Below are 24,827 nucleotides of genomic sequence, written 5' to 3'. Positions count from 1 at the left end.
CCTCGGTCGACTTCTGTCGACTTGTCGTCAGAAGTCGAGGCTCACCAGGGGTTCCCGGAGCGGCCGAGCGCCGGGCGCGGGCTCCGGGAGGACCGGGCGCCGGGCGGCCGGATTGGTGCGGTGGTACAGCTCGTCGATGAGCGCGTTCGCGAGGCCGACCAGCTTCGCGATCTCGGCGTCGTCGCGCTCGACCCACCGACAGAGCGGTTCGTCGTCGACGGGGACGAAGTCCTTGTGCTCCTCCCAGACCACGAGCGTCCGCTCCGCGCCGATCACGTACTGCTGCCACCACACCTGACGCAGGTAGTTGCGGGGGATCGAGCGCCAGGACTTCGTCGTGGTCTTGATCTCCGCGAGCACGACGGCCCCGCGCTCCGTCACGGCGATGCCGTCGGGGGTGGCGAGGTGACGGTGTTCGACCTCGGCCCGGAACAGCGCCGACGAGGGGTTGATCCCGTGCGTCGCGGCGACCCACCGGGCGATCTCGGGCTCGCGGGCGCGCCCGTGGTCGGTGAAGGCGTTGCCCGAGAAGCCCGTCCCGCCCAGCTTCGCGTCGGCCGCCCGCTGGATCGAGGCCGGGGTCGAGAGGGTGGCGACGTCGGTCGCGGTGATCCCGCGCGAACGAGCCCGCAGCCACGAGATGCGGTCGCTGGAGTCAGCGACGATCCGGGAGAGCAGAGCTGAGTTCACCTCTCCATTGTCCCCCACGCTTCCGACTCCTGCGGTATTCGTCACCGGGGGAGTGGCGACCGGCGGGAGACTTTTGTTTGACCACCGACAGAAGTGTGGTTAGCCTGGATCTCGCAGCAGCGGCTGCCTGACACCATCATCATTGAGGAGCATCGTGTCGACTTCCCAACTCTCTGTCCAGCTCTACTCGGTACGGGAGCCGCTCACCGCGGATCGTGCCGCAGCGCTGCAGCGCCTGACCGAGATCGGCTTCCGTCAGGCCGAGCCGTTCGGCTTCGGTCCCGGCGTCAGCCTGCAGGACATCCACGATGCCGGCCTCGCCACCCCGAGCGCGCACGGCAAGGTCATCGCCGAGGGCATCGACCTGTCGGCGGCCTTCGGCGCCGCTGCTGAGCAGGGTGTTCAGGTCCTCATCGATCCCGCCATCGCCGAAGAGCGTTTCGCCACGGCAGAGACGGTCGCGTCGATCGCCGACGAGCTGAACGCCGCGGCGGCGGTCGCCGCCGGTCACGGGGTCCAGGTGGGATACCACAACCACTGGTGGGAGCTCGAGGGCGACGTCGCGGGCACCAGCCCGCTCGAGCACCTCGCCGCACTCACCGACCCGGCCGTCGTGTTCGAGGTCGACACCTACTGGGTCGAGGTCGGTGGACGCCGCGCGGTCGACGTCCTCGGCGCGATCGGTGATCGCGTGCGCTTCATCCACGTCAAGGACGGCGACGCCTCCCGCGACACGCTGAAGCAGCTGCCCGCGGGTGCCGGGGCCGTCCCGGTGCTCGACATCCTCGCCGCGGCACCGCAGGCCCTGCGCGTCGTCGAGTTCGACGCGTTCGACGGCGACATCTTCCAGGGGCTCGAGCAGAGCTTCACCTACCTCACCACGAACGGAGTCCAGGCATGAGCAACAGCACCGGAACGGTCGGTGTCGGCCTCATCGGCGCCGGCGTCATCAGCGACCAGTACCTCGGCAACCTGGTGACCTTCCCCGACCTCGACGTCCGGTTCGTCGCGGACCTCGACCTCGAGCGGGCGAAGACGCAGGCCGAGAAGTACGGGGTGCCCGGCCACGGCTCGGTCGCCGAACTCCTGGCCGACCCCGAGATCGAGATCGTCGTCAACCTGACCATCCCGAAGGTCCACGTCGAGGTCGCCATGCAGATCCTCGACGCAGGCAAGCACGTGTGGAGCGAGAAGCCCTTCGCGCTCGACCGTGAGAGCGGGCAGGCCCTGCTGGCCGCCGCGAAGGAGAAGGGGCTCCGCGTCGCCACGGCACCGGACACCTTCCTCGGCGCCGGCATCCAGTCCGCCCGCCGACTCGTCGAGGCCGGTGGCATCGGCCAGCCCCTCACCGCGCTGACCCTCATGCAGAGCCCCGGCCCGGAGTCGTGGCACCCGAACCCCGACTTCCTGTTCCAGGACGGCGCCGGTCCGCTCTTCGACATCGGCCCGTACTACATCACGGCGCTCGTGCAGCTGTTCGGGCCGATCGCCCGCGTCACCGCTCTCGCCTCACAGGCCTTCCCGCAGCGGACGATCGGATCCGGCCCGCGCGCGGGTGAGTCGTTCGACGTGACGGTGCCGACGCACGTGAGCGCCCTCTTCGAGTTCGAGAGCGGCCAGCTCGCGCAGAGCGTCTTCAGCTTCGACTCCAAGCTCGGTCGCACGCAGTTCGAGGTCGCCGGCTCGACCGGCACGCTCGTCGTCCCCGACCCGAACACCTTCGAGGGTGACCTGCTCGTCTACGGCGGTGGCGAGGAACCCGAGTCGATCCCGTCGACCGGTCCGACGCAGGGCCGCGGAACCGGTGTGGTCGAGCTCGCGCAGGCGATCCGCGCCGGTCGTCCCGAGCGTGCCTCCGGTGAGCTCGCCTACCACGTGCTCGACGTCATGGTCTCGACGGCCGAGTCGGGCCTGAGCCGCACCTCGGTCGACGTCGTCAGCACCGTGGAGCTCGCTCCCGCGCTCCCCGAGTCGTGGACGCCGGCGGACGGCACCTTCGGAGCATGACCGTGGCCGGTCCCGGTATCGCGGTGGTGGGCGGTGGCTTCATGGCCACCGTCCACAGCCGGGCGGCCCGCGCGGCGGGTGCCCGGCTGGTCGGTGTCGTCGCCTCGACGCCCGAACGCTCGCGGGAGGTCGCCGTGAACCTCGGGTTCGAGCGCGGGTACGGCTCGCTCGACGAGCTGCTGGCCGACCCGTCGGTCGACGTGGTGCACGTGTGCACGCCGAACGCGCTCCACGCCGAGCAGGCACTCGCGGCCATCGCGGCCGGCAAGCACGTGGTCTGTGAGAAACCCCTCGCGACCGACGCCGCGACCGCCGAGCGTCTCGTCACCGCCGCAGCCGAGGCCGGTGTCGTCGGCACGGTGCCGTTCGTCTACCGCTTCCACCCGCTCGTCCGGGAGGCCCGCGCGCGTGTCGCCGCGGGCGACCTCGGGACCCTGCTCACGATCAGCGGGTCGTACCTCCAGGACTGGTTGCTCGCGCAGGCCGACGACAACTGGCGGGTCGACGCGGCGGCCGGGGGCCGTTCGCGCGCCTTCGCCGACATCGGTTCCCACCTCGTCGACCTCCTGGAGTTCATCACCGGCGCGCACATCACCGAGCTGAGTTCGACGGTCCGCACCTTCTTCGCCGAACGCGCGAACACCCCGGAGGTCACGACCGAGGACGCGGCCGCGGTCGTCATCCGGCTCGAGGGCGGCGCCATCGGCACGCTGCTCGTCTCGCAGGTCGCGCCCGGTCGGAAGAACCGACTGCACCTCGAGGTCGCCGGGACGGAACTCAGCATCGGTTTCGACCAGGAAGCGCCGGAGACGCTCTGGCTCGGCCGTCGGTCGGGGACGCAGGTGCTGCCTCGCGACGCCGACCAGTTGCACCCGGACGCCGCACGCCTGTCCATCGTCCCCTCGGGGCACCCGATGGGTTACCAGGACGCCTTCAACGCCTTCGTGGCCGACAGTTACGCGGCGATGGCCGGACAGTCGCCGGACGGTCTGCCCGTCTTCGCGGACGGACTCCGAACCGCGCGCATCACCGAGGCCGTCCTGGACGCGGCCGACACCGGTCGCTGGGAAGCGATCGCCACCTCCACCGACGACGAGCAGAGGATCACCGCATGACCGACACCACCGACAAGCAGTACGCGAGCCGCCTCCCGGTGACCCTGTTCACCGGACAGTGGGCGGATCTCCCCTTCGAGGAGGTCGCCCGCCTCGCCGCCTCCTGGGGCTATGACGGCCTCGAGATCGCGGCCTCGGGCGACCACCTCGACCTCAAGCGCGCGGATGAGGACGACGCCTACCTGCAGTCCCGCCTCGACATCCTCGACCGGCACGGCCTCGAGGTCTTCGCGATCTCGAACCACCTCACCGGCCAGGCCGTGTGCGACGACCCGATCGACTTCCGCCATCAGGCGATCGTCCGCGACTACACCTGGGGCGACGGCGACGCGGAGGGGGTGCGTCAGCGCGCGGCCGAGGACATGAAGCGCTCCGCGCGGGTCGCCCGCAAGCTGGGCGTCGACACGGTCGTCGGCTTCACCGGGTCGAAGATCTGGCAGTACTCCGCGATGTTCCCGCCGGTACCGGCCTCCGTCATCGACGCCGGGTACGAGGACTTCGCCACCCGCTGGAACCCGATCCTCGACGTCTTCGACGCCGAAGGGGTCCGCTTCGCCCACGAGGTGCACCCGTCCGAGATCGCCTACGACTACTGGACGAGTGTCCGCACCCTCGAGGCGATCGACCACCGCCCGGCGTTCGGTTTCAACTGGGACCCGTCGCACATGATGTGGCAGGGCGTCGACCCGGTGGGGTTCATCGTCGAGTTCGCGAACCGGATCTACCACGTCGACTGTAAGGACACCCGGATCCGGCCGGCCACCGGTCATGCCGGCATCGTCGGCTCGCACCTGCCATGGGGCGACCCGCGACGCGGCTGGGACTTCGTGTCGACCGGTCACGGCGACGTGCCGTGGGAGGACGCCTTCCGTGCCCTCTCGAGCATCGGCTACGCCGGGCCGATCTCCATCGAGTGGGAGGACGCCGGCATGGACCGCCTGCACGGAGCCGAGGAGGCCGTCGGGTACATCCGGAACCTGCTCTGGAAGTTGCCCGAGCAGTCCTTCGACGCGGCGTTCAGCACCCAGTAGCCCCGGTCCCTGAACCGCTTCTCCGGTCCCTGAGCCTGTCGAAGGGCTACAACGCCTTCGCCGCCGCCACGAGCACCTGGTTGAGCGTGGGTGCCCCGGTCGCGCGGAACACCTCGGTGCCGTCGTCGGCCGTGATGATGACCGTCGGGGTGGAACGGATGCCGTCGGCCTCCGCCTCCGCCGGACGGAAGGCGACGTCGCGCTCCTCGACGACGGCTCCGGCCACGAGTGCCGGGACCTCGGCCAGGACTGCGCGAGCCTGCATGCAGGGGGCGCAGAACGCTGAGGTGTACAGGGTGAGCTTCACATCTCGTCCAACGCGAGCCGACGGTCCGCCATTCCGCCGCGACCGCCGGTTCCTGGGTGAGTTGTCAATCGCCCACCCATTCCTCGTCGGATGGACCAGGATGGCGTCATGAGAATCGCAGTGACGGGAGGCTCGGGCAAGCTCGGGCGAACAGTGGTCGGCCATCTTCGGGAACACGGTCACCTGGTGATCAACCTCGACCAGGCGGGAGAGCGCGGTGACGGCTTCGTCCGCATCGACCTGCGTGACGCGGGCCAGGTGTTCGACGCCCTCACCGGTGTCGACGAGCAGGCGCCGGACGGGTTCGACGCGGTCGTCCACCTGAGCGCCATCCCTGCGCCGGGGCTCTCGACGAACACCGCGACCTTCCAGAACAACATCCTCAGCACCTACAACGTGTTCAACGCCGCCATCAAGGCCGGCATCACGAACATCGTCACGGCGTCGAGCGAGACCGTGCTGGGGCTGCCGTTCGACACCCCGCCCCCCTACATCCCCGTCGACGAGGCCTACGCCGCCCGACCCGAGTCGACCTACTCGCTGTCGAAGCACCTCGAGGAGCAGCTGGCGATCGAGCTCACGCGGTGGCACCCCGAGCTCAAGATCATCGCCCTCCGCTTCTCCAACGTGATGGACGAGGCCGACTACGCGGCGTTCCCGTCGTTCGACGCCGACGCCACCCTCCGCAAGTGGAACCTCTGGGGCTACATCGACGGCCGCGACGGCGCCCAGGCCGTGCGACTCGCGCTCGAGCACCAGGCCACGGGGTTCGACCGGTTCATCATCGCGGCTGCCGACACGGTCATGTCGCGCGACAACGTCGAGCTCGTCGCAGAGGTCTTCCCGGACGTCCCCGTCACCGGCGACATCGCCGGCAACGGCACCCTGCTCTCGATCGACCACGCCCGCCAGGTCCTCGGGTACGACCCGAAGCACACCTGGCGCTGACCCGTTCTCAGGAGTTCCTCGGCGCGTCGCTCGCTCGCGAGCCCGGCGCTCCGGCGGACTCCTGAGAAAGGGACTTCAGAGGGCGCCGTTGAGCTTCGCGAGGAGTTCGGCGAGCCGCCGCACCTCGGCCTCGTCCCAGGACGACAGCTGCTGGTAGAGCATCGCCTGGTCGTTGGCCCGTGTCGACTCCATCCGGCGCTCGCCCTCGGCGGTCGCGACGACGAGGCTCGCACGGCCGTCCTCGGGGTCCGGCGTCCTCGTGACGAGGCCGAGCGTCTCCAGTTGGTGGATGAGGCGACTCACCGCGCTCTTGTCGGTCGCGAGCATCTCGGCCAGGGCACCGGCGCGGATCGCTCCGGAGCGCGAGACCATGCTGAGCAACTTGTAGCCGGCCGGCTGGAGTCCGGGGGAGATCCGCTCGGCCCGGTCGCGGATACCGTTGCGGATGCGGTTGACGAGGAGCGCGAACTGCTCCTCCACGGCACCGATCGCGAGGTCGTGCGCGGTGCCGGCCGCTGCGTCGTCGGCAGCGGCCGGCCCGGCCTGGGCGTCGTGATCGATGGACATCGTTCGCATTGTACGGACTAGCGGCCGTGGCGGGGGCTGTGTGCCTCGGTCTCCGTGCCGCCGTCGGTGTCGGCGGTCTCGTCCCGTCCTCGCTCGAGTCGGGTGTCCGCCTCGCCACCGATCATGGCCTCGGCCACGTCGAGCGCACCGGTCGCGAACGACTGGGTCGACGTGGACCCGGTGGCCGTCGCGACGGACCCGGTGGCCGCGCCGACGAGGGCGGGCTCCCCGGAACGCTGCTCGGCCATGCGCTGCACGGCGTTCTTCGACCCGAGCTTCTTGTTCGGCAGGAAGATCACGGCGATGATCGTCAGGATCGCGAGTGGTGCGGCGACGAGGAAGATGTCGGCCACCGCGTCACCGTAGACCGATTCGATGATGGTCCGCACCGACTCGGGCAGCGTGCCCACCTTCGGGATCGTGCCGCTCGAGAGCGTCTCGGCGATCTTGGCGCCGGGTGCCCCGAGGGCGACGATGGCCGCCTGCAGGTCGGCCTGGCGGTCGGCCAGCATGTCGGTGACCTTCGTCGCGAGCACGGAGCCCATGACCGAGACGCCGATCGTGCCGCCGAGGCTGCGGAAGAACGCGACACCCGCGCTCGCCGTACCCAGCTGCTGCGGCAGGACGTCGTTCTGGACCACGAGCACGAGGTTCTGCATCACCATGCCGACGCCGGCGCCCAGGATGAACATGAACACCGAGACGAGCAGGTAGTTCGTGTCGTAGTGGATCGTGCTCATGAGGAACAGGCCGACGGTGAGGAGGATCGAGCCGACGATGAGGTACGGCTTCCAGTGGCCGAAGCGCGAGATGAACTGCCCGACCACGATGGAGGCGATCAGGAGGCCGCCGATCATCGGGAGCGTCAGCAGGCCCGACTCCGTCGGCGTCGCTCCACGCGCCAGCTGCATGTACTGGCTGAGGAACACCGAGGTGCCGAACATCGCCACACCCACCGAGATGCTCGCGACGACCGCGAGGGTGAAGGTGCGGTTCTTGAACAGCGACATCGGGATGATCGGCTCGTCGACCTTGATCTCGACGATGACCGCCGCGGCGAGCAGGAGGACGGAGATGCCCACCATGACGAGCGTCGTGAAGCTCGCCCACTCGAACTGCGTCCCGGCCAGGGTGACCCAGATGAGCAGCAGCGAGACGCCGCCGGCGATGAGGGCGGCGCCCAGGTAGTCGATCTTGACCTTGCCGACGTTCCGCTTCGGGAGGTGGAGCGTGCGCTGCAGGAGGAAGATCGCGGCGATCGCGAAGGGGACGCCGACGAAGAAGTTCCAGCGCCAGCCGAGCGAGTCGGTGAGGAGGCCGCCGAAGAGCGGGCCGCCGACCGTGCCGACCGCCATGACCGCACCGAAGAGGCCCATGTACCGGCCACGCTCACGCGGGCTGATGATGTCGGCCATGATGATCTGGCTGAGCGCCGTGAGACCACCGGCGCCGAGGCCCTGCAGGACGCGGAAGCCGATGAGCGTGCCGGTGTCCTGCGAGAAGCCCGCGAGCGCCGAGCCGAGGACGAAGATCCCGAGCGCCAGCTGGATGAGCAGCTTGCGGTTGAAGAGGTCGGCGAACTTGCCCCAGATGGGCGTCGAGACGGTGGTGGCGAGGAGGGTGGCCGTGACGACCCAGGTGAAGGCCGTCTGGTCGCCGTTCAGGTCGGCGATGATCCGGGGGAGGGAGGTCGAGACGACGGTGCCGGCGAGGATCGACACGAACATGCCGAGGAGGAGGCCGGAGAGGGCCTCGAGCACCTGGCGATGCGTCATGCCGTTGTCCGCGCGAGCGGGCGTGGCGGGTGTTGAGGTGGTGTGTGACATGGGCTCCGCGATCGTGATGACGTCAGCTAGTTGATATGCGTCAACTATATGAGAAGTAGTTGATCAGTGTCAACCAATCACGGTGACGGCGTATTCCCGTGGCAATTCGACAGGCTCAGGGACCGGGGCGGGGGTGGCTCAGGGACCGGGGTGGGCGGCTCGGGGAGCGGATGGGAGCCGCTCCCCGAGCCTGCCGAGGCGCCGGTCAGCGCCGAGTCGTGACGTCCTTGAGCTTCCCGTTCGCGATGTGCAGACGACGCTCGGCGCGCTTGGCGACCGCGGTGTCGTGCGTCACCACCACGACGGTGAGCCCGCGGTCCCGCCACAGGCCCTCGAGGAGGTCCATGATCTCGTCGCGGGTCTCCTCGTCGAGGTTGCCGGTCGGTTCGTCGGCGAGCAGCACCTCAGGCTCCTTGACGAGCGCACGGGCGATCGCGACCCGCTGCTGCTGCCCACCGGACAGCTCGGCGGGGAGGTGTGAACCCCGCTCGGCGAGTCCGACGGACGCGAGCGCCGCGCGAGCCCTGGTCTCGCGTTCGGCCCGCGGGGTGCCGATCGGGACCAGGGCCATCTCGACGTTCTCCTGTGCTGTGAGCGTCGGGATGAGGTTGAATCCTTGGAACACGAAGCCGATCTCCGTGGCGCGGATCCTGCCGAGCTTCGTCTCGCTGAGCGTCGAGAGGTCGTCGCCGGCGAGGGAGATGCTGCCGGCGGTCGGTCGGTCCAGTGCGCCGAGCATCTGGAGGAGCGTCGACTTGCCGCCGCCGGTCGGGCCCTGGATGGCGACGAGCTGTCCATCGGGGATCTCGAGGTCGACGCCGTCGAGCGCCGTGACGGAGCGCTTCGCCTGGCGGTACTGCTTGGTGAGGCCGGTGATCGTGTACATGGGGTCCTTCGTTCTGCTGGTCGGAGTGAGAAGTCGGACCGCCGGGTGGTCGCGGGGGAGACGGCCACCCGGCGGCGTCTGGTGCGTCGCCTAGGCGACGGAGCGGAGTGCCTCGGCCGGGCGCAGTCGTGAGGCGCGCCACCCGCCGATCGCACCGGCGAGCAGCCCGCCGAGGATGGCGATCCCGACGGCGATGACGATAATCCACGCGGTCACGGGAGCCTGGAGGACGATGTCGGTGGTGGTCGCGGCCGCAGCGCCCGGGGCACCGCCGAACCCACCGGCCGCTCCCGCCGCCGCATCCGACGGCATGCCCGCGGCACCGCCGGGGCCGCCGAGTCCGCCGCCGGCGGAGGTCGTCGCAGCTGCACTGAGGGTCGGAGCGACGAGGTTCACCACGAGGATGCCGATGAGGCCGACCGCGACACCGACGGCGCCGCCGATGAGCGACTGGACGACGGACTCACCCGCGACCTGGCCGACGATGCGCCGGTCGCTCCAGCCGATCGCCTTGAGCGTGCCGAACTCGCGGGTCCGGCGCGTGACGCCGGAGATCGTGAAGAGGATCGCGATGAGGAACGCGGCGGCGAGCACGATGAGCGACAGCCAGGTGCCGAGGTTCGACACCAGCGTCGACGCCGAGGCGAGCGAGCCGGACACGGTGGACGCGAGGTCCTCCTGGGTGCTCACGGTCGCGTCGGGCAGTGCCGCCTCGATGTCCGTCTGCACCTGCGTGATGTCGGTCGACGAGGCGGCCTGCACGTACACGTCGCTGACCTGGCCGTCGAGCCCGGCGAGGGACTGCGCGACGTCGAGGGGGATGTAGACGTTCGATGCGGTCGTCGAATCGGCCCCGGAGGCGGTCACCGTGCCGACCACGCTGAACGTGGTGCCCGCGATGTCGATCGTGTCGCCGGTGGCGATCCCCGCCTCGGTGGCGTAGGAGGCGTCGAGGACGGCGACGTCCGTGCCCGCGTCGTCGGCTGCGAGCGAGCGACCGTCGCTGAGGGTGACGGCCGAGAGCGGACCCACGGCGTCGCCCGAGGGGTCGAGACCGAGGACCGTGAAGGAGTCGACGCCGAAGGAACTCCCGCCTGCGCCGTCCGGACCACCCTGCGGCGGGGTCGCGCCGCTCGCGTCACCGCCCGGGACGCCTGCCGCCCCGTCGGATCCCTGTGCCTGCGAGAAGTCGGGCAGCTCGCCCGTGAAGGTCGTGTTCGTGAGCGACAGGGTGGCTGCGGCGGCCTCGACGTTGGCGACGTCGGTGACCGTGCCGAGGGACGTCGCGTCGAAGGTCGACGTGCCACGCGCGGCTTCCAACCGCGACTGGTTGACGGTCGTCGTCCCGTCACTCGTCGACCCGTCGCCCGAGCCGAAGTCGAAGTTCTGGCCGGGGCCGCCGCCGTCCGTCGGCGCCTCGGCCGCCTGACTCACCGTGATGTCCGTTCCGACCCCGTAGACGGATTCCAGCACCGACGCCTGCGCCGTCTTCACGCCGGCGGCGACCGAGTTGACGATGATCACGAGGGCGATGGCGAGCGCCATCCCGATGGCGATGATGATGGTCTGTTTGCGGCGACCGACGAGTTCCCGCCGGAGATAGGTTCCGAACATGTCTGCGTTTCCTTCTGCTCTGGTGCACGTGCCGGCGTCCCCGTTGCGCGACGCCGACGATCCGCACGTCGCGGATGACTTGGACCGGACGCTACGGAGGCTCACTTGGCCTGCGCCTCGGTGACGCTATGAATCGGCCCAGGCCGCTGCGGGCGCTCCGGCGGCTCGGGGAGGGCACAGCATCCGTCTGGCCGGTTCATAGACAGCTCATAGGGCGGAGGCGAATACTGAACGCGTGAACATCCCGACCCAGGCGCCCGGTGCCGCGCGAAGCGCACTCAAACGGGCCGACGGCACCGCCGTCCGTGTGCTCGTCGTCGACGACGAGGCGACGCTCACGGACCTCCTGCAGATGGCCCTGCGCTACGAGGGCTGGGAGATCCGGACCGCCGCCGACGGCCGTGAAGCCCTCACGATCGCCCGCGACTTCCGACCGGACGCCATCGTGCTCGACATCATGCTGCCCGACCTGGACGGACTGCAGGTGCTGAACCGCCTGCGGACCTCGGGGAGCGACGTCCCCGTCCTGTTCCTCACCGCCAAGGACTCGCTCGACGATCGCATCGCCGGCCTCACCGCCGGCGGCGACGACTACGTGACGAAGCCCTTCAGTCTCGAAGAGGTCGTCGCGCGGCTGCGCGGGCTCATCCGCCGGTCGACCCTGCTGGCCGCCGACGAGTCCGGCCCGGACATCGTGGTCGGCGACCTCGTGCTCAACGAGGACAGCCACGAGGTGACGCGCGACGGCGAACCCATCGAGCTCACCGCGACCGAGTTCGAGCTGCTGCGGTTCCTCATGCGGAACCCGCGCCGGGTGCTGAGCAAGGCCCAGATCCTCGACCGGGTGTGGAGCTACGACTTCGGCGGTCGTGCGAGCGTCGTCGAGATCTACATCTCCTATCTCCGCAAGAAGATCGACGCCGGGCGCGAGCCCATGATCCACACCGTGCGCGGTGCCGGCTACATGTTGAAGATCCCGACGGTCGGTTCGTGACCACGAGACCTCCCGTCACCGACCCGACAGCGACGACCGTCGACTCCACCCGCCGCAAACGCGCTCCGTGGACGCTCCGTCGACGCCTCATGGTCGTCGTCGTCGGCCTCCTCGCCCTCGGCAGCGCCATCGTCGGCGTCGCGAGCGCGGTCGCGGTGAGCGGCCTCCTCACCGAGGGCGTCGACAACCAGCTCACGAAGGCCGCCGAGCGGATCGTCGACTACGGCCGCAACGGCCAGCTCCCCGCACCGGAATCCCTGCCGGACTCCGGCATCCCGGACGGCTACGGCGGTGGTTCGGGCACGCGTGAGCCGCCCGCCTTCATCGGCGCTCCGGGCCTCGGGCCCGGCGCACTCGGGGCGATCGTCGTCGACGGCACCATCGTCAACGCCGGATACCTCAGCGCCGACGGCAGCACGGTCCCGTGCACCGAGAGCCAGGACGCCATGATCCTCACGGTGTCGGCCGGTGACCGACCGTCGACCATCAACCTCGGGGAGCACCTCGGCGACTACCGCGTCGTCGCCGTCACCGACGCGAGCGGCGCGACGAGGATCATCGGGCTTCCGCTCGCCGAGGTCGCGTCGACGGTCATGCAGCTCGTCACCCTCATCGCGATCATGAGCGTCGTGGTCCTGCTGCTCGCCGGACTGGCGGCGTTCGCGATCGTGCGGTACTCGCTCCGCCCGCTCGACCGCGTCGTCGCGACGGCCGCGGTCGTCGCCGAGCTTCCCCTCGACCGCGGTGAGGTGGCGCTCGCCGTCCGGGTACCGGAGTCGGACACCGACCCGCGCACCGAGGTCGGACGCGTCGGATCGGCGATCAACCGCATGCTCGGGCACGTCTCGTCCGCACTGAACGCCCGGCAGGCGAGCGAGAACAAGGTGCGCCGGTTCGTCTCGGACGCGAGCCACGAGCTCCGGACCCCGCTGGCTTCCATCGCCGGATACTCGGAACTCGCCGCGCGGAAGTCGGACGCGCTGCCGGAGGACGTCACCCACTCCCTCGGCCGGATCCGCTCCGAGGCCGGTCGCATGACCACGATCGTCGAGGACCTGCTGCTGCTGGCGCGGTTGGACGAGGGACGCGAACTCGCGAAGCGCCCCGTCGACCTCACCGAACTCGTCATCCACACCGTCGGCGACGCCCATGTCGCCGGGCCGGACCACGTGTTCGAACTGGACTTCCCCGAGGAGCCCGTCCTCGTCACGGGAGACGCGTCCCGGCTGCAACAGGTGATCGTCAACCTGCTGGCGAACGCGCGGACCCACACGCCCGCCGGGACGACCGTGCGGACGGGGCTGGCGGTCGCGAGCGGTCCTGCGGGCGAGATCGCCGTGCTGACCGTGTCGGACGACGGTCCCGGCATCGACCCTGCGCTGCAACCCAACCTCTTCGAGCGCTTCGTCCGCGGTGACGACTCCCGCTCACGCGCCACGGGGAGCACCGGCCTCGGGCTCGCGATCGTGCACGCCGTCGTGACCGCGCACCACGGCACCGTACGATGCGAGAGCGCACCAGGACGGACGGTGTTCCGCGTCGAGCTACCCGCCGTCGCCACCCCGGACGTCCTCGTCCCGTCGGCGGAGTGATCCGTGCGGCCGGGTAGCGTGGTCCCCATGTGGGTGAAGGTGTGCGGTCTGTCCGAGGCGTCCGACGTCGCTGCGGCGGTGGACGCCGGAGTCGACGCGATCGGCTTCGTGTTCGCGCCGGGGTCGCCCCGGACCGTCGAGCCCGAACGGGTCGCCTCGCTGCTCGCCGACGTCCCAGAGTCGGTGCTGACGGTCGGCGTCTTCCGGCGCCAGTCGGTCGAGGAGGTCTCACGGATCGCCGGTGCTGCGGGGGTGCAGGCCGTCCAGCTCCACGGCGACGAACCACCCGAGGCGTTCCACGAGCTGCAGGCCATGGGGTGGCGGACGCTCCGGGCGACCTCGGCGGTGCGCTACGCCTCCGAGAACGCCGCCGAGCGCGCCGCCTACGCCGAAGAGCTGCTGCTGCTCGACGCACCGGACCCGGGAGCCGGGAAGACCTTCGACACGATCGCCCTGGTGGCGAACCCACCCACCCGCACCTGGATCCTCGCCGGAGGGCTCACGCCGGAGAACGTCCAGGGCCTCGTCGCCGAGCTCCGCCCCTGGGGGGTCGACGTGTCCAGCGGGGTCGAGTCCTCGCGCGGGGTGAAATCACCGGAGCTCATCCGGTCGTTCGTGCACGCCGCCCGCACCGCCCGGGCGGTCTGAGCGTCAGCGGGACACCCGCTGGTCCGCGGTGTGACCCGCACGCTACATTCGTCGGATGAGGCGGTCGGCCGACCGCGACGACGACAAGGAGCGCCACCACCGTGTTCGACACCATCCTGCTCGCCGCGGACGACAACGGTCGGGCCGCCATCGAGTTCATGAACGCCCCCGCCAACGTCTTCGGCGGCATCATCGGCTACGCCCTGTTCGTCGCCTCCGTGTGGGGCATGTTCGAGAAGTCGGGCCGCTCCGGCTGGACCGCGATCATCCCGATCTACAACTGGTACGTCGTCGTCAAACTCGCCGGCTTCACGGGCGCGGCGACCATCCTCTACTTCATCCCGCTCGTGAACATCGTGTTCGGCTGGATCGTCGGTTGGCACATCGGCAAGCAGTTCGACAAGGGCACGGTGTTCCGGATCTTCGGGCTCATCCTGTTCCAGCTGATCGGCTTCTTCATCCTCAGCTACGGCTCGGACCGCTACCTGGGCAAGCAGGTCGACCGCGCCTAGCCGGCGGTCACCGGGGCCTGACGCTCACCGCGACGGCCAGGTCCACGGGGGCGTCGACAGCAGGCCCTGATCCTCGACGGTCGTCTCGCCGAGTCGCTTCACCAGCCGGTGCTCGTGCACCTCGCCGGCTTCGAGCATGGCCGCGATGAGTGGGCGGGCGTGGGACACGACCACGAGTTGCGTGTCGGCGCTCGCCGCGGTGATGAGCCGAGCGAGCTGCGGGAGGAGGTCGCCGTGCAGGCTCGTCTCCGGCTCGTTCAGCACCATGAGCTCGGGCGGGCGAGGGGTCAGGAGTGCCGCGACGAGCAACAGGTAGCGGAGCGTGCCGTCGGACAGCTCGCCGGCCGAGAGCGGACGGAGCATGCCGGGCTGTTCGAGCTCCAGCCGGAACACCCCGTCGTCGGCACGCACACGCAGCACGCTGCCGGGGAACGCGTCGTCGACGGCGGCGTCGAGGCGGTCCCGGGCGCCGGACTCGATGATCGTCTCTACCGCGGCGGCGAGGTCGGCACCGTCGTGTCCGAGCACGGGCGTCCGCGTGCCGACCTGCGGCGCACGTGCCGGGGCCTCGCGGTCGGTCCGGAACTGGTCGTAGAACCGCCAGCCGCGCACCTGGCCGCGCACGCGGAGGACCTCGGGCGTCGCGTCGGCGTCCGAGAACTCGGTGAGGATGCTCTCCGAGGTGCCGAGCGTTCGACCGATCGGACGCCACGACCCGTCGCGGACCCGGACCGCCGGACCGTGCCGGTCGACGAGCAGGCTGCTCGGTTTGGCCAGTGCGCCGGCGAAGATCTGCTCCCGCTTGATCTCGGGGTCGCGGCCGAACAGGGTCGTGGACGGCTGCGGGATCCCGAGGTCGATGAGATACCCCAGCGTGTCGGTCGCGAACCCGAGTCGCAGGCTGATCGGCCCCGAGCGGCGCGTGCCCTGGACCGGGACGGAGCCGTCGACCATGGCGTGACTCACGTGTTCGGGGCCGGCCCAGAGCGTCGAGGAGAGCCCGCCGTCGCGGGCGAGTGATCCGACGACATCGCCGTCGCCCGCACTCGCGAGGAGCCGGAGTGCCCGGTAGAGGTTGGACTTGCCGGTGCCGTTCGCGCCGGTCACGACGTCGAGGCCGTGCAGCGGCAGCACGGTGTCTCGGATGGACCGGTAGCCGGAGATGGCGAGCGTCTGGATCATGGCTCCATGGTGCCGGTCGCCTCGGACATCCGGGCGGGCGGTCGTGAGCGCCCGGAGCACGCCTGTCGGAGCGGGGTCGGGGGTGTGTTATGGTTGTGGAAACCAAAGACCGCCGGTCACTGTCGCGTGCAAACGAGACAGTCGAAGGTTCTCATGACGAGACGTCCAGCGCAGGTGTATGAAGATCTGATCGAGGCTCGCCTCTCCCCAGCTCCGTGCGCTTGCGCCGGAGCTTTTTTCATGCCCGAATCCTTCACCGGTCCGGCGGTTGGTGTGTGCGGCCTCCGCTGCATGCATTCAAGATTCGAAAAGGAGTGGCCATGGCGAACAAGGAAGCCTCGGTTGCCGAACTCACGGAGAAGTTCCAGAGCTCGACCGCCGTTCTGCTGACCGAGTACCGCGGCCTCACTGTTGCTCAGCTCAAGACCCTGCGCAAGAGCATCAGTGCGGACGCAACCTACGCCGTGGTGAAGAACACGCTGACCAAGATCGCGGCGAACAACGCCGGCATCTCGTCGTTCGACGACGAGCTCGCCGGTCCGTCCGCGATCGCATTCGTGCACGGTGACCCGGTCACCGTCGCGAAGGCTCTTCGTGACTTCGCCAAGGCAAACCCTCTCCTCGTGGTCAAGGGCGGTTACTTCGACGGTAACCCGCTGACCGCTGACGAGGTGCGCAAGCTCGCCGACCTCGAGTCCCGTGAAGTGCTGCTGGCGAAGCTCGCCGGCGCCGTCAAGGCCTCGCTGTTCGGAGCTGCCTACCTCTTCAACGCACCGCTCTCGAAGGCCGTTCGCACGGTCGAGGCGCTGCGCGAGAAGCAGGAGTCCGCGGCCGAGTAATTCGGTTCCGCGAACCATCAACCCCGTACCTGTGCGCCGCGTGATGCGGTTGCAGGGCATGAAACAAGGAGAACAATCATGGCAAAGCTGTCAAACGAAGAACTGATCAACGCGTTCAAGGAGCTCACGCTCATCGAGCTCAGCGAGTTCGTCAAGCTGTTCGAGGAGACCTTCGAGGTCACCGCTGCTGCTCCCGTCGCCGTTGCCGGCCCGGCTGCTGCCGGCGGCGCTGCTGCTGAAGAGGTCGAGGAGAAGTCCGACTTCGACGTCATCCTCGAGGCTGCTGGCGACAAGAAGATCCAGGTCATCAAGACGGTCCGCGAGCTCACCTCGCTCGGCCTCGGCGAGGCCAAGGCTCTCGTCGACGGCGCTCCGGCTGCCGTCCTCGAAGGCGCCAACAAGGAAGCCGCTGACAAGGCGAAGGAAGCCCTCGAGGCTGCCGGCGCCACCGTCACGCTCAAGTAGTCGGTCCCCTGCGGGGGACAACCACTGGGCTGGCGACCGACTCCGGTCGGTCGCCGCTGACGATCGCGGATCTTCCTGAGACGAGTGCTGTGTGCACTCGGCAGAGACATCCGTGATCGGAGGGCATCGCCCCCGATTCGTTCGGGAGCGGTGCCCTCCGTCGGTTAACCGGGGGGCCTGCGATTCGTCGCGCCCCTCCATGCACGCGGATGCTCTGCACCCCGTCGACGACGTTCGTCGACGGTTCACGCAGGCATCCGCGTCGTCGTTCCGCTCCCGGTGAGTGGGGGCTGTCGGTGCGGTGCCCGAATCGGGAGAACCCACCACCATGAACACCCATGCACGCTGGCGTGCAACCATCACCTGGATCCGAGCCCAGCTCGCATCCGCTTTCACCGAGTCGGAACGGGCGAGCGACGCCCACCCGCCCGATCCACGGGTCAGCCAGTCCTTCACCACCTGGATGCGCTGACCCGACCTGCCCCCCGGCCCCAACTCAGGAGTGTCTCGGCGTGCCGCGCCACCGAGGCCCGCCACGCCGACGAACTCCTGCGTTGGGGACGGGTCGGGTGGATGTGTATAGCCAAGCTATGTATACTGATCACATCATGACCGAGAACCGTACGCATTCACCCCTGCACACCATCCTCGGCGACCTCATCACGGCATCGCACCGGCTCACCCGCCTTGCCGCCCAGGCCACCGGATCCTCCGAATCGCCCGCCGTCTGGCGCACGCTCTCCGTGCTCACCACGGTCGGCCCCGTCCGGGTCGGCGAACTGGCCCGCCAGAGCCGGGTGTCCCAACCCACGATGACCAAGCTCGTGCAGAGCCTCGACGAGCGCGACTGGATCAAGCGGATCGCCGACGTCGACGACCACCGCGCGTGGCTCATCGCCATCGCCCCCAAGGGGACGGCCGCCCTCCTCGCCTGGCGCGACGAGCTCACCGACGCCCTGGAGCCGGCTTTCACCGACCTCGAGGACGACGACCTCGCCGCGATCGCCAGGACCGTCGAGATCATCCAGGCCCGCGTGGCCGTCGAGGTCGCCTCGGAGCTGACGGCATGAGCGCCGAAACCAGCGCACACACGTCCTCCGTGCCCACCCCCGCAGCGTCGAGCCACGGCCACGCCGCAGGCCACAGTGCCGGCCTCGGCGGCATCCTGCACCAGCCGAAGGCCGTCTGGGCGGTCGCTTTCGCGAGCGTCATCGCCTTCATGGGCATCGGCCTCGTCGACCCGATCCTGCCCGCGATCGCCGAAGACCTCCAGGCGACGCCGACCCAGGCCGAGATGCTCTTCACGAGCTACCTGCTCGTCACCGGCGTGGCGATGCTGTTCACGAGCTGGCTGTCGAGCCGGATCGGTGCCAAGCGCACGCTCCTCATCGGACTCGCGCTCGTCGTCCTGTTCGCGCTCCTCGCGGGCCTCTCCGACTCCGTCGGTGCCGTCATCGGCTTCCGGGCCGGCTGGGGCCTCGGCAACGCGCTCTTCATCTCGACGGCACTCGCCACCATCGTCGGAGCCGCAGCGGGCGGACGCGCCAACGCGATCATCCTGTACGAGGCCGCCCTCGGACTCGGCATCGCGATCGGTCCGCTGCTCGGGGGTCTCCTCGGCGGCATCGGCTGGAAGTGGCCGTTCTTCGGCACCGCGACGCTCATGGCCGTCGGGTTCATCGCGATCGTCACCCTGCTGAAGACCGAGGGCCCGAAGCCCGCGCCGCTCAAGCTGTCCGCACCGTTCAGGGCGCTGGCGATCCCGTCGCTGGGCATCCTCGCGGCAGCCGCACTGTTCTACAACATCGGCTTCTTCACGCTCCTCGCATACTCGCCGTTCCCGCTCGGCCTCGATGCGATGGGTCTCGGGTTCACCTTCTTCGGGTGGGGTGTCGCGCTGGCGATCACGAGCGTGTTCGTCGCACCGCTGCTCACGGCCCGGATGCGTCGCACCTCCGTGATCAAGCTCGTCCTGCCGTTGCTGGCACTCGACCTCGTCGCGGCCGGACTCCTCGTGCAGTCCACCGTCGGCCTCATCGTCTGCATCGTCGTCGGTGGGCTGCTGCTCGGCGTCATGAACACGGTGCTGACCGAGGCGGTCATGGAGGCGACGGACCTGCCGAGCAACGTCGCATCCTCGGCCTACTCGTCGGTCCGGTTCCTCGGTGGGGCCATCGCGCCACCGGCCGCCGCGGAGATCGCGAAGCTCATCTCGCCCGCCGCGCCCTACTATGTGGCCGCCGGCTCGCTCATCGTCGCGGTCCTCATCGTGGTCCTCGGACGCAAGCACCTCGCCCGGGTCGACGGCCCGGTGGAGAGTGAGCTCGACGAGGCCATCGCGATCACCGCAGCCGACGCGAGCTGATCCGACCGATCACCGCGCCCCACCGACGCGAGCGCGACCCTCCGGGGGCCCGCGCTCACGTCGGTGGGGCGCGCTCGTGCCAGCGCACCGCGCTGGGACCGCAGCCGGGTCGTCTAGTCCGCGGGCTCGGGGCGCGTCGTGGTCTGTCGGATCACCAGGCGGGTCGGCCAGCGCACCTCGGAGACCGTTGTGCCCGGGTCCGCGGAGTCCGGAGCCTGCGCGCGCTGCTCGTCCTCCAGGTCCTGGAGGAGGATCTCGACGGCATGCCGTCCCTGCGCGCGGGGCTCCTGCTCGAAGGTGGTGAGCGCGAACATCTCCGCGTAGGAGTGCCCGTCGATCCCGATGACCGACAGCTCCGCCGGAACGGTGATCCCGAGGCGACGTGCCGCGATGATGATGCCGATCGCCACCTCGTCCGTCGAGGCGAACACCGCCGTCGGCCGGATCCTCGCGTCCCGCAGCAACTGCGCCGCGGCCTCGTACCCGCCCGGTAACGAATGGACGGCGGGCAGGACGTGCACGGCTGAGGTGAGTCCGGCATCCTCCATCGCCGCGAGGTAGCCGGCCAGGCGCCTCCCGTGCACGGTGTCCGTCTGCAGTTCCGCGTCGTGCCCGGTGATGTGGGCGATGCGCGTGTGCCCGAGGGTGATGAGATGTTCCGTCGCCTCACGGCCGAGTGCCTGGTCGTCGATGTTGATGGAGTGACCGCCACGGATGTTGCCGCCGATCGACACCAGTGGACGGGGATTGGCGAGCAGTCGCGCGATCTCGTCCTGCGAGGCCTCGATCCCGATCGAGATCATGCCGTCGAAGCGCTTGTTTGTCAGGTAGGCGTCGAAGATGCGATCGCGCTCCGGGGAGTCGGGCGGCAGATGGTGGAGCGTCAGGTCGTAGCCCCGCGCACGGAGGGCGCCCTCGGCGCCTTCCAGGACCTCCCCGAAGTACCAGCGGTTGAGGAACGAGGTGAGGACGCCGATGGCCAGCGTGCGTCCGGTGGACAGACTCGCGGCGATGGGCGAGGCGACGTACCCGATCGTGGCCGCGGCCTGCACGACCCGTTCCCGGGTCTCGGCCGACACGTATCCGCGCCCGGTGAGCGCTCGCGAGGCCGTCGCTTTCGAGACGCCGGCGAGGGCCGCGACATCGCTGATGGCACCACTCATGCCGACTCCCTCCGTTGGGTAGCACCACCATAGCGAATCTGGAACAGACCTGGAACTGCCGACTGGAACTGATCCATAACAACTGGAGCACGAATGGTCCGCCCGGCCTCGTGATTTCGGTGGGAGCGCTCTCACTGTCTATTTCGTTATGTTCTCGTGCTTGCATCCTGTCGCCGGGTGAAGTACTTTGGCGCATGGAAACGGTTCCGCATCCGGACCGATTCCGCACCAGTGCATCATCGGAACGGCTCGACCCTGGAGACGTTCGAACCTGCAGCACTCAATGAGGAGGACACAGATGAGTTTCATTCGGACCCGCCGGACGGCCCTGCCGCTGGCCGTCCTGGCCGTCGCGGGCGTCGCGCTCACCGCTTGTTCAGGCGGATCGGGCAGCAGCGGCGGTGGCGACGACGACAAGACCGTCACCATCTACGGGACGATCGCCGACACCGAGGCGAAGCTGCTCGAGGAGAGCTGGGCCGACTTCGAGAAGGAGAGCGGCATCACGATCAAGTACGAGTCCTCCAAGGAGTTCGAGTCGCAGATCGGTATCCGCGCCCAGGGTGGTAACCCGCCCGACCTCGCGATCTTCCCGCAGCCCGGCCTCCTGGCCGACCTCGCCAAGCGCGACTACCTGAAGCCCGCGCCCGACAGCGTCAAGGCGAACATCGAGAAGTACTGGTCGAAGGACTGGGCCGCCTACGGCACCGTCAACGACACCGTCTACGGCGCTCCGCTCATGGCGAGCGTCAAGGGCCTCGTCTGGTACCAGCCGGCCAAGTTCAAGGAGTGGGGCGTCGAGGTCCCGAAGACCTGGGACGAGCTGCTCACGCTGACCAAGACCATCCAGGAGAAGACGGGTTCCGCACCGTGGTGCGCCGGCTTCGGCTCCGGCGACGCCTCGGGCTGGCCCGGCACCGACTGGATCGAAGACCTCGTCCTGCGCCAGCAGGGCCCGGACGTCTACGACGACTGGGTGGCCAACAAGGTCAAGTTCACCGACCCGAAGATCAAGGAAGCGTTCGACTCGGTCGGCGAGATCCTCAAGAACCCGGAGTACGTGAACGCGAGCTTCGGCGACGTGTCCTCGATCAACTCGACCGAGTTCGGTGACGTCGCTCCGGCGCTCGCCTCCGGCGCCTGCGCCCTCCACCACCAGGCATCGTTCTTCTCCGGCTTCCTCGAGGACGCCGGCGCGACCGTCGCCCCCGACGGTGACGTGTGGGCCTTCGTGACCCCCGGCATCAAGGAGGGCGAGACCGCTGTCACCGGTGGTGGCGAGATCGTCGGCGCGTTCAGCGACGATGAGAGCACCGTCAAGGTCCAGGAGTACCTCTCGAGCCCTGAGTGGGCGAACAAGCGGGTCAAGCTCGGCGGCGTCATCTCCGCCAACAACGGCCTCGACCCGGCGAACGCCTCGACCCCGATCCTCAGCCAGGCGATCGAGATCCTGCAGGACGAGAAGACCACGTTCCGCTTCGACGCCTCCGACCTGATGCCCGGTGCCGTCGGCGCCGGAACCTTCTGGAAGGGCCTCGTGAACTGGATCAACGGCGACGAGACCGACCAGGTCCTCAAGGACATCGAAGCCGGCTGGCCCTCCAGCGAGTAATCGATATCCGGAACTGCTGCTCGTGAGCGGGAGCGCCGGAGGGTGATCACCACCCTCCGGCGCTTCCGCCTCGGCAGTGGAACCCCCTAGGGTTCACTCAGGGTCCAACGCCGTACTCGAAAGGCCAGCTATGTCAGGTTTCCTCAACTGGTTGGGCGGACTGCCTCCGCTCGCCCAGATCCCGATCGTCGTCATCGCCTTCGGTGCGGTGGTGGCCCTCCTCCTCTTCTTCGTGGACATCGCGCCACGCAAGGGCACCCTGTACACGGTCATCCGTCTGGCGTTCTGCGTCCTGGTGCCCGTCGTCGTCGTCCTCTTCTTCGGCTCGTTCCTCTGGGCCGCGGCCGTCGCCGCCGTCCTTGGCGGCGTGCTCTTCCTCCTCGACTACCGCTCGAAGAAGGGCGTCGGGTACCTCGTCCAGCTCGTCGGCTTCCTCGCACCGGCGTTCCTGCTGCTGCTGATCGGCCTGATCCTGCCGTCGATCAACACGACGATCGCCGCATTCATGTCGGCGTCCGGCAAGAACTTCGTGGGCCTGAACAACTTCATCTGGCTGTTCACGCAGCCGAGCGCCATTCGTACCGTCATCAACACGATCATCTGGGTGCTGCTCGTCCCGGCGTTGTCGACGGCCTTCGGACTCGCTTACGCCGTGTTCATCGACAAGTCCCGCGGTGAGAAGTACTTCAAGATCCTCGTCTTCATGCCGATGGCGATCTCCTTCGTCGGTGCGTCGATCATCTGGCGCTTCATCTACGCCTACCGCGAGGCCGACGCGACCCAGATCGGTCTGCTCAACCAGATCGTCGTGTGGTTCGGCGGCACTCCGGTGCAGTGGCTGCAGAACGAGCCGTGGAACACGCTGTTCCTCATCGTCGTGCTCATCTGGGTCCAGACCGGTTTCGCGATGGTCGTCCTGTCCGCCGCGATCAAGGGTGTCCCCACCGAGCAGATCGAGGCCGCCGAGCTCGACGGCACCAACGCCTGGCAGCGCTTCATCAACGTCATCGTCCCCGGCATCCGCTCCTCGCTCGTCGTGGTCGTCACGACGATCTCGATCGCCTCGCTGAAGGTCTTCGACATCGTCCGCACGATGACCGCCGGCAACAACGGCACCTCGGTCATCGCGAACGAGATGTACACCCAGTTCAAGAACTTCGAGAACGGCCGGAGTGCGGCGTTCGCCGTGGTCCTGTTCGTCCTCGTGCTGCCGATCGTCATCTACAACGCACGGCAGATCAAGAAGCAGAGGGAGATCCGATGAGTGCTGTGCAGCCGATCGAACTACCGATCGACGAATCCACCAAGGAACAGCTCGCCCAGGGGGAACGCGGCATCGAGGCCGCGAGCCGCCGGACGAAGAAGCGGCTCACCAGCCGCGGGGCGACCATCGCGGCCGTCATCATCGCGGTGCTGTGGACGGTCCCGACCTTCGGTCTGTTCGTCTCCTCGTTCCGACCTGAGCAGCAGGTGAAGACCACCGGTTGGTGGACGATCTTCTCCGACTTCCAGGTCACCATCGACAACTACGTGCAGGTGCTGCAGGCCGGCAACTCGACGCTCAACCTCGCGGGCTCGTGGGTCAATTCGATCGCCATCGCGGTCCCGGCGACCCTGATCCCGCTGGTGGTGGCGAGCCTCGCGGCGTACGCGTTCGCGTGGATCGACTTCCGCGGCAAGAACTTCCTGTTCATCCTCGTATTCGCGCTGCAGGTGGTGCCGATCCAGATGGCGCTCGTGCCACTGCTGTCGACCTTCTCCCGCGGCCTGAACATCTTCGGCCTGCAGGTCGGCGAGGGACTGGACGCGAGCGGCACCTTCGCCCAGGTGTGGATCGCGCACACCATGTTCGCGCTGCCGCTGGCGATCTTCCTGCTGCACAACTTCGTCGCGGAGATCCCCGCCGAGGTCATCGAAGCGGCACGCGTGGACGGTGCCGGTCACGGTCAGATCTTCTTCCGGATCGTGCTGCCGCTGACCATGCCCGCCATCGCGTCGTTCGCGATCTTCCAGTTCCTGTGGGTGTGGAACGACCTTCTGGTCGCGCTCATCTTCGCGGACGGCGAGGTCGCGCCGATCACGAAGCTGCTGGCGGAGATCACGGGTACGCGAGGCAACGAGTGGCACCTGCTCACGGCCGGCGCGTTCATCTCGATCCTCGTCCCGCTCGTGGTGTTCTTCGCCCTGCAGCGCTACTTCGTCCGCGGGCTCCTGGCCGGTTCGACGAAGGGCTGACCCGACACGCGGTTCGATCCTCCGATCGACAGCGTCGTCGGTGCGCGAACGCCCCGGGAGCTCATGCTCCCGGGGCGTCCGTGCGTCTGCGGGTCGTTCGTTCTCCTGGTCCCGATGATCCTTTCTCAGGAGAGTTGCGGTGCGTCGTGCCGGAATCCGCCCGGCGCGCCGGGGGAGTCCTGCGAAAGGGACGAAGCTGAATTCTGGTCGACGAGTGACCGGGGTGGGC

Annotated in this window: 25 protein-coding genes; 17 read left to right on the top strand and 8 right to left on the bottom strand. The window is 68.8% G+C overall.

The genetic code is table 11. The features are described from left to right. Positions 1-27: 27 nt before the first annotated feature. Positions 28-690 (bottom strand): YqaJ viral recombinase family protein, encoded by a 663-nt coding sequence (locus tag RWN05_RS08740; protein WP_314139282.1) that lies wholly within the window; start codon positions 688-690, stop codon positions 28-30. 154 nt (positions 691-844) lie between these two features. On the opposite strand from RWN05_RS08740, the gene RWN05_RS08735 reads away from it, so the two are divergent. Genes RWN05_RS08735 through RWN05_RS08720 form a run of 4 tightly spaced genes read left to right on the top strand, consistent with a single transcriptional unit; the run spans position 845 to position 4,843 of the window. Then, a complete protein-coding gene (locus RWN05_RS08735) occupies positions 845-1,591 on the top strand; it encodes a sugar phosphate isomerase/epimerase (RefSeq protein WP_071258757.1) in 747 nt (248 codons plus the stop codon). Then, positions 1,588-2,697 (top strand): Gfo/Idh/MocA family protein, encoded by a 1,110-nt coding sequence (locus tag RWN05_RS08730; RefSeq protein WP_071258759.1) that lies wholly within the window; start codon positions 1,588-1,590, stop codon positions 2,695-2,697. The genes RWN05_RS08735 and RWN05_RS08730 overlap by 4 nt, the downstream gene beginning before the upstream one ends. Further along, positions 2,694-3,812, top strand: coding sequence for a Gfo/Idh/MocA family protein (locus RWN05_RS08725; protein WP_071259291.1), 1,119 nt, complete (start codon positions 2,694-2,696; stop codon positions 3,810-3,812). The genes RWN05_RS08730 and RWN05_RS08725 overlap by 4 nt, the downstream gene beginning before the upstream one ends. After that, a complete protein-coding gene (locus RWN05_RS08720) occupies positions 3,809-4,843 on the top strand; it encodes a sugar phosphate isomerase/epimerase (protein WP_064294543.1) in 1,035 nt (344 codons plus the stop codon). Before RWN05_RS08725 ends, RWN05_RS08720 begins: the two co-directional genes overlap by 4 nt. A 46-nt stretch (positions 4,844-4,889) precedes the next feature. Here RWN05_RS08720 and RWN05_RS08715 read toward each other — a convergent pair whose 3' ends face one another. Then, a complete protein-coding gene (locus tag RWN05_RS08715; protein ID WP_254773543.1) occupies positions 4,890-5,108 on the bottom strand; it encodes a thioredoxin in 219 nt (72 codons plus the stop codon). Between the two features lie 150 nt (positions 5,109-5,258). Here RWN05_RS08715 and RWN05_RS08710 point away from each other — a divergent pair, with 150 nt between their 5' ends. Beyond that, positions 5,259-6,098, top strand: a complete 840-nt coding sequence (locus tag RWN05_RS08710) for an NAD(P)-dependent oxidoreductase (protein ID WP_071258765.1) — start codon at positions 5,259-5,261, stop codon at positions 6,096-6,098. Positions 6,099-6,173: 75 nt separating this feature from the next. Here the strand turns inward: RWN05_RS08710 and RWN05_RS08705 are convergent, their stop codons facing one another. The 4 genes from RWN05_RS08705 to RWN05_RS08690 all read right to left on the bottom strand — a co-directional run bounded on the left by RWN05_RS08705 (position 6,174) and on the right by RWN05_RS08690 (position 10,991). After that, on the bottom strand, positions 6,174-6,665 hold the full coding sequence (locus RWN05_RS08705) for a MarR family winged helix-turn-helix transcriptional regulator (RefSeq protein ID WP_158596512.1): 492 nt from the start codon (positions 6,663-6,665) through the stop codon (positions 6,174-6,176). Between the two features lie 17 nt (positions 6,666-6,682). Then, the gene (locus RWN05_RS08700) at positions 6,683-8,440 is read right to left on the bottom strand and encodes an MDR family MFS transporter (RefSeq protein WP_083397116.1); all 1,758 of its coding nucleotides are present in this window, start codon (positions 8,438-8,440) and stop codon (positions 6,683-6,685) included. Between the two features lie 256 nt (positions 8,441-8,696). Beyond that, on the bottom strand, positions 8,697-9,377 hold the full coding sequence (locus RWN05_RS08695; protein ID WP_064294539.1) for an ABC transporter ATP-binding protein: 681 nt from the start codon (positions 9,375-9,377) through the stop codon (positions 8,697-8,699). Positions 9,378-9,467: 90 nt separating this feature from the next. Next, positions 9,468-10,991 carry an ABC transporter permease gene (locus tag RWN05_RS08690; RefSeq protein ID WP_071258766.1) on the bottom strand — a complete coding sequence of 508 codons (1,524 nt, stop codon included), beginning with the start codon at positions 10,989-10,991 and terminating at the stop codon, positions 9,468-9,470. Between the two features lie 235 nt (positions 10,992-11,226). Between RWN05_RS08690 and RWN05_RS08685 the strand changes: the two genes are divergently transcribed. The 4 genes from RWN05_RS08685 to RWN05_RS08670 all read left to right on the top strand — a co-directional run bounded on the left by RWN05_RS08685 (position 11,227) and on the right by RWN05_RS08670 (position 14,737). Further along, on the top strand, positions 11,227-11,985 hold the full coding sequence (locus RWN05_RS08685; protein WP_079003251.1) for a response regulator transcription factor: 759 nt from the start codon (positions 11,227-11,229) through the stop codon (positions 11,983-11,985). Continuing rightward, positions 11,982-13,577, top strand: coding sequence for a cell wall metabolism sensor histidine kinase WalK (locus RWN05_RS08680; protein ID WP_240555545.1), 1,596 nt, complete (start codon positions 11,982-11,984; stop codon positions 13,575-13,577). Before RWN05_RS08685 ends, RWN05_RS08680 begins: the two co-directional genes overlap by 4 nt. A gap of 27 nt (positions 13,578-13,604) precedes the next feature. Further along, the gene (locus tag RWN05_RS08675; RefSeq protein WP_079003250.1) at positions 13,605-14,225 is read left to right on the top strand and encodes a phosphoribosylanthranilate isomerase; all 621 of its coding nucleotides are present in this window, start codon (positions 13,605-13,607) and stop codon (positions 14,223-14,225) included. Between the two features lie 101 nt (positions 14,226-14,326). Next, a complete protein-coding gene (locus tag RWN05_RS08670; RefSeq protein ID WP_079003249.1) occupies positions 14,327-14,737 on the top strand; it encodes a DUF5684 domain-containing protein in 411 nt (136 codons plus the stop codon). Between the two features lie 24 nt (positions 14,738-14,761). Here the strand turns inward: RWN05_RS08670 and RWN05_RS08665 are convergent, their stop codons facing one another. Then, positions 14,762-15,919 (bottom strand): AAA family ATPase, encoded by a 1,158-nt coding sequence (locus RWN05_RS08665; protein ID WP_079003248.1) that lies wholly within the window; start codon positions 15,917-15,919, stop codon positions 14,762-14,764. Positions 15,920-16,239: 320 nt separating this feature from the next. Between RWN05_RS08665 and rplJ the strand changes: the two genes are divergently transcribed. From rplJ to RWN05_RS08640, 5 genes are all read left to right on the top strand, one after another. Then, positions 16,240-16,758: a 50S ribosomal protein L10 gene (gene rplJ, locus RWN05_RS08660; protein ID WP_064294534.1), complete on the top strand. Its 519-nt coding sequence runs from the start codon at positions 16,240-16,242 to the stop codon at positions 16,756-16,758. Between the two features lie 78 nt (positions 16,759-16,836). Further along, positions 16,837-17,223, top strand: coding sequence for a 50S ribosomal protein L7/L12 (gene rplL, locus RWN05_RS08655; RefSeq protein ID WP_064294533.1), 387 nt, complete (start codon positions 16,837-16,839; stop codon positions 17,221-17,223). Between the two features lie 328 nt (positions 17,224-17,551). Beyond that, positions 17,552-17,695 carry a hypothetical protein gene (locus tag RWN05_RS08650; protein WP_153303516.1) on the top strand — a complete coding sequence of 48 codons (144 nt, stop codon included), beginning with the start codon at positions 17,552-17,554 and terminating at the stop codon, positions 17,693-17,695. A gap of 136 nt (positions 17,696-17,831) precedes the next feature. Further along, positions 17,832-18,293 carry a MarR family winged helix-turn-helix transcriptional regulator gene (locus RWN05_RS08645; protein ID WP_064294532.1) on the top strand — a complete coding sequence of 154 codons (462 nt, stop codon included), beginning with the start codon at positions 17,832-17,834 and terminating at the stop codon, positions 18,291-18,293. Further along, on the top strand, positions 18,290-19,588 hold the full coding sequence (locus tag RWN05_RS08640; RefSeq protein WP_079003247.1) for an MFS transporter: 1,299 nt from the start codon (positions 18,290-18,292) through the stop codon (positions 19,586-19,588). The genes RWN05_RS08645 and RWN05_RS08640 overlap by 4 nt, the downstream gene beginning before the upstream one ends. Positions 19,589-19,701: 113 nt before the next feature. On the opposite strand, the gene RWN05_RS08635 is transcribed toward RWN05_RS08640, so the two are convergent. Continuing rightward, positions 19,702-20,751 (bottom strand): LacI family DNA-binding transcriptional regulator, encoded by a 1,050-nt coding sequence (locus RWN05_RS08635; RefSeq protein WP_071258778.1) that lies wholly within the window; start codon positions 20,749-20,751, stop codon positions 19,702-19,704. A 298-nt stretch (positions 20,752-21,049) separates the two neighbouring features. Between RWN05_RS08635 and RWN05_RS08630 the strand changes: the two genes are divergently transcribed. From RWN05_RS08630 to RWN05_RS08620, 3 genes are all read left to right on the top strand, one after another. After that, positions 21,050-22,363: an ABC transporter substrate-binding protein gene (locus tag RWN05_RS08630; protein WP_064294530.1), complete on the top strand. Its 1,314-nt coding sequence runs from the start codon at positions 21,050-21,052 to the stop codon at positions 22,361-22,363. A gap of 130 nt (positions 22,364-22,493) precedes the next feature. Further along, the gene (locus RWN05_RS08625; protein ID WP_064294529.1) at positions 22,494-23,627 is read left to right on the top strand and encodes a carbohydrate ABC transporter permease; all 1,134 of its coding nucleotides are present in this window, start codon (positions 22,494-22,496) and stop codon (positions 23,625-23,627) included. Then, positions 23,624-24,598: a carbohydrate ABC transporter permease gene (locus tag RWN05_RS08620; RefSeq protein WP_064294528.1), complete on the top strand. Its 975-nt coding sequence runs from the start codon at positions 23,624-23,626 to the stop codon at positions 24,596-24,598. Before RWN05_RS08625 ends, RWN05_RS08620 begins: the two co-directional genes overlap by 4 nt. The last annotated feature ends 229 nt before the right edge of the window (positions 24,599-24,827 follow it).

The organism is uncultured Plantibacter sp. (assembly GCF_963518075.1).
GTDB lineage: Bacteria > Actinomycetota > Actinomycetes > Actinomycetales > Microbacteriaceae > Plantibacter > Plantibacter flavus_A.
Note: the sequence above shows the minus strand (reverse complement) of the source record. Positions and strands in the feature narration are given on the sequence as shown.